The 327-nt window shown below is 45.6% G+C and carries 1 pseudogene; it reads left to right on the top strand.

The features are described from left to right. A pseudogene (locus HMPREF2661_RS09875) lies at positions 1 to 327 on the top strand (zonular occludens toxin family protein); the annotation flags it as partial.

The raw sequence follows: 327 nt of genomic DNA on the forward strand, positions 1-327 counted from the left end.
CCGATCTACGACAGCATGAACAAAGACTTTAAAGCAATGCCGTGGCCGTCTGCCTGCATCAAATCCGAAAAAGGCTGTAACTGTTACACCGATCAAGGCACAAAAATAAAAGAGATCAGCAAAAAAACCTGTGTCCAATATGTAAATGACGGCCTACCCTTTAACCCCTATAAGACAAAACAGCCCGAAACGGCGGCAACGGAAGCACCAAAGGCACAGCCCGAAACGCCGCAAGTCTTGACAATGGGAGGAAAGAGTCCGCAGAATTTGATGTATGACGGTTACAATGATAATGCCATGTCAAATCAAGGCGGAAAGGTTAATTAG

The organism is Neisseria sp. HMSC061B04 (assembly GCF_001836705.1).
Classification (GTDB): Bacteria; Pseudomonadota; Gammaproteobacteria; order Burkholderiales; family Neisseriaceae; genus Neisseria.